This window comes from Roseburia inulinivorans DSM 16841 (genome assembly GCF_000174195.1).
Lineage (GTDB): Bacteria > Bacillota > Clostridia > Lachnospirales > Lachnospiraceae > Roseburia > Roseburia inulinivorans.
The window spans coordinates 49,550-57,343 of record NZ_ACFY01000158.1 but is presented as its reverse complement, the minus strand read 5'-3'; the positions used below and the strand labels follow the sequence as shown (position 1 = coordinate 57,343).

At 45.2% G+C, this 7,794-nt stretch carries 8 protein-coding genes; all 8 read left to right on the top strand.

What is annotated here, in order from left to right; all coding sequences use genetic code 11:
- Positions 1-619: hypothetical protein (locus ROSEINA2194_RS17130; protein WP_009860923.1), on the top strand; the 619-nt coding region annotated here is incomplete at its 5' end.
- 96 nt (positions 620-715) lie between these two features.
- The gene (locus ROSEINA2194_RS17125) at positions 716-1,201 is read left to right on the top strand and encodes a hypothetical protein (protein WP_009860922.1); all 486 of its coding nucleotides are present in this window, start codon (positions 716-718) and stop codon (positions 1,199-1,201) included.
- A gap of 2 nt (positions 1,202-1,203) precedes the next feature.
- Positions 1,204-2,595, top strand: coding sequence for a hypothetical protein (locus tag ROSEINA2194_RS17120; RefSeq protein WP_009860921.1), 1,392 nt, complete (start codon positions 1,204-1,206; stop codon positions 2,593-2,595).
- Between the two features lie 15 nt (positions 2,596-2,610).
- Entirely contained in the window at positions 2,611-3,270 is a 660-nt protein-coding gene (locus tag ROSEINA2194_RS17115) for a hypothetical protein (RefSeq protein WP_006858369.1), read from the top strand.
- A complete protein-coding gene (locus tag ROSEINA2194_RS17110) occupies positions 3,236-3,772 on the top strand; it encodes a hypothetical protein (RefSeq protein ID WP_252832711.1) in 537 nt (178 codons plus the stop codon). The genes ROSEINA2194_RS17115 and ROSEINA2194_RS17110 overlap by 35 nt, the downstream gene beginning before the upstream one ends.
- Positions 3,769-4,305 (top strand): hypothetical protein, encoded by a 537-nt coding sequence (locus ROSEINA2194_RS17105; protein ID WP_006858368.1) that lies wholly within the window; start codon positions 3,769-3,771, stop codon positions 4,303-4,305. Before ROSEINA2194_RS17110 ends, ROSEINA2194_RS17105 begins: the two co-directional genes overlap by 4 nt.
- 10 nt (positions 4,306-4,315) lie before the next feature.
- On the top strand, positions 4,316-4,978 hold the full coding sequence (locus ROSEINA2194_RS17100) for a DUF4280 domain-containing protein (RefSeq protein WP_006858367.1): 663 nt from the start codon (positions 4,316-4,318) through the stop codon (positions 4,976-4,978).
- Positions 4,979-4,993: 15 nt separating this feature from the next.
- The gene (locus tag ROSEINA2194_RS17095) at positions 4,994-7,546 is read left to right on the top strand and encodes a hypothetical protein (RefSeq protein WP_330370604.1); all 2,553 of its coding nucleotides are present in this window, start codon (positions 4,994-4,996) and stop codon (positions 7,544-7,546) included.
- Positions 7,547-7,794 lie beyond the last annotated feature (248 nt).

Here is a 7,794-nt window from a genome sequence, read left to right as displayed (position 1 = left end):
GGATTACACCTATGCAGGATGGCAGTTATATTATGCGGATCATACGGATGGCCTGTTAAAGGGCTGTGAGATACGGGCGGAAGATGGTCGGCTTGTCATCGGGAAAGGGATGTTGAAATTTCACGATTTTATCTATTTGCTGATGGAAGAGGAAGAGGTAGCTTATCAGCCCAAGAACAGGTGGCAGGTTTTGAAAGCCGAATTTTTGGAGGATGATACAAATTTAGACTACAAGGCTTACCGTGTCAGATTTTTTCTGGATGAGGAGCTGGAACTGGGCGAGAACCAGATGGAAATGTGCCGTTTCTATCTGCGGGAAGGTTCGGCACTGCGTGACAGTTATAAGAATTTTGCGGATATGTCAACCGAGTACGATACGGTAAATCTGATCTGTGCTACGGTGGCAGGAATTGGGGAGAAAACGCTGCATCCGTTGGTGGTTAAGCAGTTTGGAGAAGAAATTTGGAATGCGAAAGAGAAGGAGACTTCTGATTTTGCTTTTTCTTATATGATTGCAAGTAGCAAGGGAAAGATAGAGCGTCAGTCTATTATAAGGTATTTGCAGGATAAAGGCAGGAAGGAAAGCAAAAAAATTTATCTGCATGGGATAACAATATGATTTATGCAGAGATGGAACGAATATTAAGGCACAGAGGCACTGGACATGGAAAGGGCTATGATAGAAAGATGATTTATGTAGAGTGAGGTGGAGACGATGGAAATGGTATATGAGAAGGTAAAACTGTTTAGAAAACAGATGGAAATTTTAATTCCGGAAGGATTTAAGGATATGCCGGATTATGTTGCCAGAAAGAAATATCCATCAAAGCACAGACCGCCGGTCATATTGATGGATAAGAATAATATGGTTAATTTTACATTTCATCTCATGGATATGGCGCTTGCAGAGGGACAGTTAAAAAAGGCGGCAGAGGGATTTGTGAAAAGCATGAAGCAGGTGTATGTAAATGCAAAATTTCAGGAATTACAATATGGTGAACGGAATGATGGCGGTAAAATAGCATGGCTTGCATATGAAACAATGGCGATTGATGCAGATATTTTTAATATCATGTTTATTACTCCATTAGAAGGAAAACTGCTGTATGGTTCATTTAACTGCATTTTGGGAATGCAGGATGAGTGGGAAGAAATCGCAATGTACTGTATTAGGACGATTACGAAGGTAGAGGAGGAGTAGCAATGAGAGCAGTTCGTATTGAGACATCTCCGTTTCAGATTCTATCATTGGTGGAATTTGAAAGCATATTAAAAAAGAATCAGCATGGTTGCGCTAAGATATCCGGTTATATATCTGCGGAAGAAAAAAATCGGATAATGGCTATGATATCGGAAGAAACATGGGCACATATTTGGTTTTATGATGAAACCGGAGGGAAAAATATTTTATTTTGCGGGTATATCGAGGATTTGAGAATCCATGCAGAGGCGGACACATTTTTATTGACGGTACTTTTAAAAACAGGGACAGGCAAGATGGATATGGGAGAGCATATTGGAGTGTATCAAAATGCGGCCACCTCCTATCAGAAAATACTTGAAACCATAGTACAGGGATACACAGATGGAAAGCTCCTTATGGGAACGGAAGCAGGAAACATAGGAAAGATGGTTGTCCAGTATAAGGAGACAGACTGGGAATTTGCAAAGCGTCTGGCAGCTCAAAAAAATACTGTATTAATGGCAAATGAGAAGAGCGCCGGTGTGAAATATACTTTTGGAATTATAGAAGAAGCGGGGCGTGAATTGTTATCCTATGAATCGTATTCCATCGTAAATCTGATTGGGGAATATCAGATAAAGAAGAATTGCGGCATGACGGAAAGTGATGCTGTGGCGTATAAAGTAAAGACTCGGGAAATATTTTATCTGGGAGATGCCGTTTGCTTCCTTGGAAAAAATTATGTTGTTGGAGAAGTGGAGCGGAAATGGGAAGGAAACGAAATATATAACTACTATCTGCTGGAAACCAAGGGAGAATTACGGCAGATGCCGTATGGCAACAAGAAGATTATTGGTGCATCCTTGAAGGGAAACGTGACATCTGTAAAGAAGGATACAGTAAAAGTTGTACTGATGGAGGATGAAACAGGAGGATGGGCAGGACAGAAATGGTTTGCTTATTCTACAATCTATTCTTCGCCTGATGGGACCGGCTGGTATTGTATGCCGGAGAAAGGTGATAGTGTCCGTCTTTATTTCCCAAATGAGAATGAAGCTGAGGCATATGTGAATAGTTCTGTGAATGAACAGTCATCTGACAGTTCGGCACGCAGCAATCCGGATGAGAAGTCTATAAAGAATAAGCAGGGAAAAGAAGTTTTGTTTCAGCCGGACCGGCTGATTCTCACAAATAACAATGGGATGTCGGTCAAGATCATAGACGATGAAGGAATCATAATAGAAAGTGATAAGAGTATCACAATCAGGGCAAAAGAAAATATAGGAATTATCAGCATGGAGCAGGGAGTGGAAATGTCTGCGCCTGAAAAGATTGCATTTCAGCAGGGCAACACCATGCTGGAGCTTGCGGATGATATCAATGTGCAGGGCGGACGTGTAAATATGCAGTAATACAGAGGAACGATAATGGAAAAATTTCTTGATGAACTGATATTAAGTGAGCGTAAAAAGAGGAAAGAAAAGGTTCTTGATAAGCAGATTGATCTGGAAAGAGATCTGCCGGAGCAATATCTTCAAACGGTAGTAATGTCAGACAAAGCGACCAGTATAAAGATTCCGGCTTTTATGAAAGATTTACCGGAAAAATTGGTGGAACAAAAATATGAATTTGACCCAAAGCCGCAGATTATTAAAAGCACACAAAACGGAAGCGTTAATTTTACGTTTTCACTGCTTGATGTATCAGTGGAACCGGGACAGCTTGGAGAAATTTGCCAGGGCTGCAAGCGGGCATGGAGAAGAATTTTACCGGAAATCATTTTTTATGAGGAAGGGGAGGAGGACATTAACGGCATCAGGGTTCATTGGATGGAATATTCCAATCATGCGGCAGGAGGAAAGCTATATAATTTCCTGTTTTATGCAGCAACCGAGCGGACACTGACAGGAAGTATGAATTGTCCTTATGGAAAGCATGAGGTCTGGGTAAAAATAGCAAAACTTTGTATGAGGACGTTAAGGGGAAAAGGATATGACGGAGAGACAGCAGCAGATCATGGAAATCGGGAAAGGGATGATGGAACCCATATTTATGGGACAGCTTCCGGAATTGATGAAGAATTATAAGGATGGGGAAACAGAAATATTGACAGGCTTGGAAGAAAAGCTGCAGGTAGTGTTTCAAAAAGCACAGCAAATGCAAAAAGCTGATAGAAAAGGAAAGATTTGCACAATGGGGATCAGCTATCTGCAAAGCAGTGTATTGACAGAAAATTATGAGCTGCGAATTGATTTATACGATAAAGAGTTTTATTTGGACAGTGCAGAATGCTGTACATACTGGAAACCGGAATTTGTTACAGGGTACCTGTTACAGGACGTGGAGTACTTAAAAAAAGAAATCCGTTTTAAGATACCACAGATAAAGACATATGAGCTGCAGCAGTTTATAGACGGCTATCTGTTAAATTATATGTATTTACTGGCGCAGTTTTTTCAACAAATATTGCCACAGGTTTTGGATAAGACAAAAACTTTGTTTCAGGAAGTGGCTGAGGAGAACATGAGCGTGACTTTTGGGGAATATATGGGTAAAGGGATTGTTGTTGTGGGAGAAAGAGAAGAATGAGAAGAATGAGGTATTATCTGCTGAATTGGGAGGAAACAGGGAATCCGGTGCCGAGGATTCGAAATTGGATGGAGAGACTGGATTATCAGGCAGTTCAAAGAAGAGAATTGGCGAAGTTACCGGAGCGAACCATTCTTTTTTTGGAAGAAAATCAGCATACACTGTTTTCTGATGTGATAGAAAAACCGTTTTTGCTGGTGTCAAAAATGTTTTGGGATGTATCAAAAATGTATGAAGTGCCGGTCAGGGGAAAAGAAATGGTTTTGCTTGATGGAGTGAACGGCTTTGCAGAAATTTATTATATGCCAGTGTATCCCCAATATCATTGTCTTTCAGAAGAAACCGTTTTTAATAATGATTATTCTGTGATTCAGGAATTGATATTGGATAAAGAGAAGATAAAATATGTACCTCCGGTTTTTGAAGTGGCAGAAGTAGAAAAAGACTATCTCATCTGCCGGTTGGACTTTATAGAAAGTATTTTGCGAAGAGGTGCAAAAGGAATTAAACTAGCAGAGCTTAAGGTGGAATAGGAGGAGCTGAATGTCAAAAGGAGATAATTTTGCGAATGGCGCATTGGTGACACGGGCAGGAAATGCGAAAAAATCGTCAGAAGAGTTAAATGGTATATCAGAAAGTGCACAGGAACAGCATGAGATGGAGCTGCAGGCATTATTTGACCAATTGGAATTGGAGGAGGGCGAAGAGGTGCAGTTCCCGTATTTGGTTCGGGGAGCGGAGCTTTACTGTAATTGCGGGACGCATAAAAGGAGATTAAATTTGCCAATATGCCATGGGGTGTATACAAACGGGAAGCCTATGATGCACGAAGAAGATTGTGAGGTTGGGGATGACAAAAATATTCCATCTTTTGGAATTTGCCAAAGCGAAGAGAATCCGGTGAACAAATCATGGTTTGCCAAAGCAGGGGACAAGATCAAGGATTTTTTTACCGGAGAGGAGGACACGGATGATGCGGAAAAGATCATCCTAAAGACGGAGGACGGACAGAACGTGAAAGGCTATCCCTGCACGCCTTGCATTGTGGGAACATGGAAGGATGCATATGAGACGGAAAAAATTGTCCGGAATCATACGGACGGAACAGACGAGGGAGACCGGCTGTGTGCGCTGACACAGAGATCCTTCCTGGTCTGTGCCTATGGCGGACTGATCGAGCCGGTGACATCCGGTCAGGAGGAATGACAGGGAGGAATGGTTATGGCACAGGGGGTACAGAAGAAAACAGAATACGCCGGATTACAGTTTCTGGGGGTGTCTGCAGTAAAAAAGCTTCTGGGATTTGAGATACGGGAAGCCCCCGGGGAGCATGCCAGGGGAAAATTCCGTGTGCTCCTGTCAGAAGAAGCGCCGGTTGTCTGTGAAAGGAATGTTCCCGTGCAGCTGCGGGAGGAGGGAAACCGGGCAGAAGCCCTGTTCTGCGGATACCCGCAGAGGACAGAGACCATGACAGAGCACGGCTGGCGGATTGCGGAAATCGAGGCAGTGTCAGGGACAGTGCTTCTGGATATGGAAAAGCGAAGCCGCGTATTCCAGGACAGGAGGCAAACCTACCTCGGAATTGCGGGTGCGGTCACGGCGGAAACGGGGCACAGCGCCTGCATTCTCGCCGGGGACGACCGGGAGACGGGCGGAACACTCATCCAGTACGGGGAGACAGACTGGAAATTCCTCAAGAGAATGGCGTCCCGGATGGGACTGCCCCTGGTGCCGGACACGGGGTATTATTACCCGCGGTTTTACATGGGGCTGCCGGAGGGGGAGAAAAAGGAGCTCGGGGAGGTTCTCTCCTGCGGGATCTGCTTTGACGGGCGTTATTATGCGGTCAGCGGGAGATGTACCGTTGATAGAAAGGATTTCATCTGCTATGATGTGGTCACGGGGACAAGGCTGTCGTTAGGTGACAGGGTCACATACGAAGGCAGGGAGCTGACGGTTTCCCGGAAAAAAACAGAACTGGTACGAGGGGAGGTTCTGTTTACCTACCGCCTTGCGGGAGAGAGCTACACACGGGTTGCACCGGAAGAGAACCCGGATTACACGGGGATGTCGTTCGTGGGGGAAGTGACGGCAGCATGCGGGGAACGCGTGGAGCTGGCATTTGACATGGACAGGGCATCGGCAGGGGGAAACAGCTACGGCTTTGCCCCTGCAACGGGAAACCTGATGTACTGCATGCCGCAGGTGGGGACAAAGGCGGCGCTGTATCTGGGAAGCGGGAACGAGGCGCAGGGCGTGGTGTCAGGCTGCATCCGGACGAACGGCGCTTCGTGCGAGGGAACGGGCAGCCCGGAAAAGAAAGGCTTCTGCTCGGAGCACGGCAAGGGAATGAGCCTGTATCCCCAGAGCATGGGAATGGACGGCGGGGAAGCAGGAAAGCTTACGATGGAGGACGGGAGCGGAACGCTTCTGGGAAGCAGCGGGAGTCTGCTCCTGCTGGCAAAAGAGGGAATCCGCCTGGAGAGCATGACGGGAATCGCCGTGCATGGAGTGTCGGACATCATGGTACTCTGCGGGGCAGGAACATCGAGCCTCTGTGTGAACGGCAGTGTGGACATGATGGGCGCTCTTACGGGACTGGGAGGCAGTACATACAGAAACTATGCGCCGTATGCAGACGCCCCGGAGGAGGGGAAATTTGACTGGGGAGGTTTTACGAGAAACCTTGTCATGGGACTTGCAGTCGGTGCGGCGTGCATCGCAATGAGCCTTCTGCTTCCGGGAATCGGAACCATAGCAGCGGGAGCGCTGATGGGAGCAGGGATCGGTGCAGTTTCCGCAAGTGTGGCAGGAGCGGTTGGCGATTACAGCAGCGGGAATGTGCGGAGTGCAGAGGAAGCCATAAGAGATGTGGCGATTGCAGCCATCAGCGGTGCAATCACGGGAGCCATCGGGGTGAAATTTCCTGGGATGAACCGTCTGGTGGAAGGCGGTGTGGATACTACAGTGGCAACTGTGGAGCGCGCCGCATATGCGGCACTGGACGGGGACATGACGCTGGAAGAAAAGCTTGCGTATATCTTTGATCCGGGGCAGATGGCTGTGGATTTTGTGACAGGTGTTTTCATAGGCGAGGCGGTTGACGGGATTGCGAAAAAACTGCCGGGTGGATGGAAGAATAGAGGAGGGAGTGAACTCAATAATCTTGATGCCCAGGGTATCAGTTCAAAGTCGGCAAAAGGCAGTGACACATTTAAGCAAAATGGTAATTTACCGAATGGCGTAAGAACTGAGATTTCCGGTTCCGATTTACGGCATAGCAATGGATTTGAGGGATTTGATGTTATAAATGCTAGTTCAAAGCAAAAAGGAAATTTTGGCGAATTTAAGGCGGATGATAATTTGGTTAATAATCAGGGGCTTAAAGATGCAGGATATGATTTGAAATCTGTAGGGAGAAATGCACCTTCATGTCCAGATGACAAAATAGTAAAGGGTATTGATGGATTGTATGAAAATTTAAATCAGAATTCAAATGTTGAGTATATCATTGATGAGGCGAAGTTTGGTAAGGCGCAACTAGGAAAGACAGATGATGGGAAACAGATGTCAGATGATTGGCTGCTAGGAAGTGTTACTGGAAACAATAGGATTTTAGACGCTGTAGACGGAGATGAGGAATTAGCATATAAAATTATGGAGGCATTGAAAAAGGGGCAGGTAGAAAGGGTGCTAAGTAAAGTAGATGCGGATGGGAATGTAGTTACATATCGATTAGATTCGCAGGGAAATATCATCGGAATCTGGCCATAGAAATTAGTGTAATAGTAGGTAATTGCGAAACAAGTTCGCAATCTTGATTGAAAACAAGGATAGAATCCTGCAATGCAGGATTCTTGGAATGGAAGGTGGCAGTCATTCATTTAGGGCATGACAAAAAGGCTTCATAGTTAGTATGAAGCAGAAAAATTTATAAAATCTCAATTTTAAGCAATCAAAGGCTTAAGACTTCGAATGTATTGATGTTGATGAATTTTATCAGCAACAATTACTGTAACAAG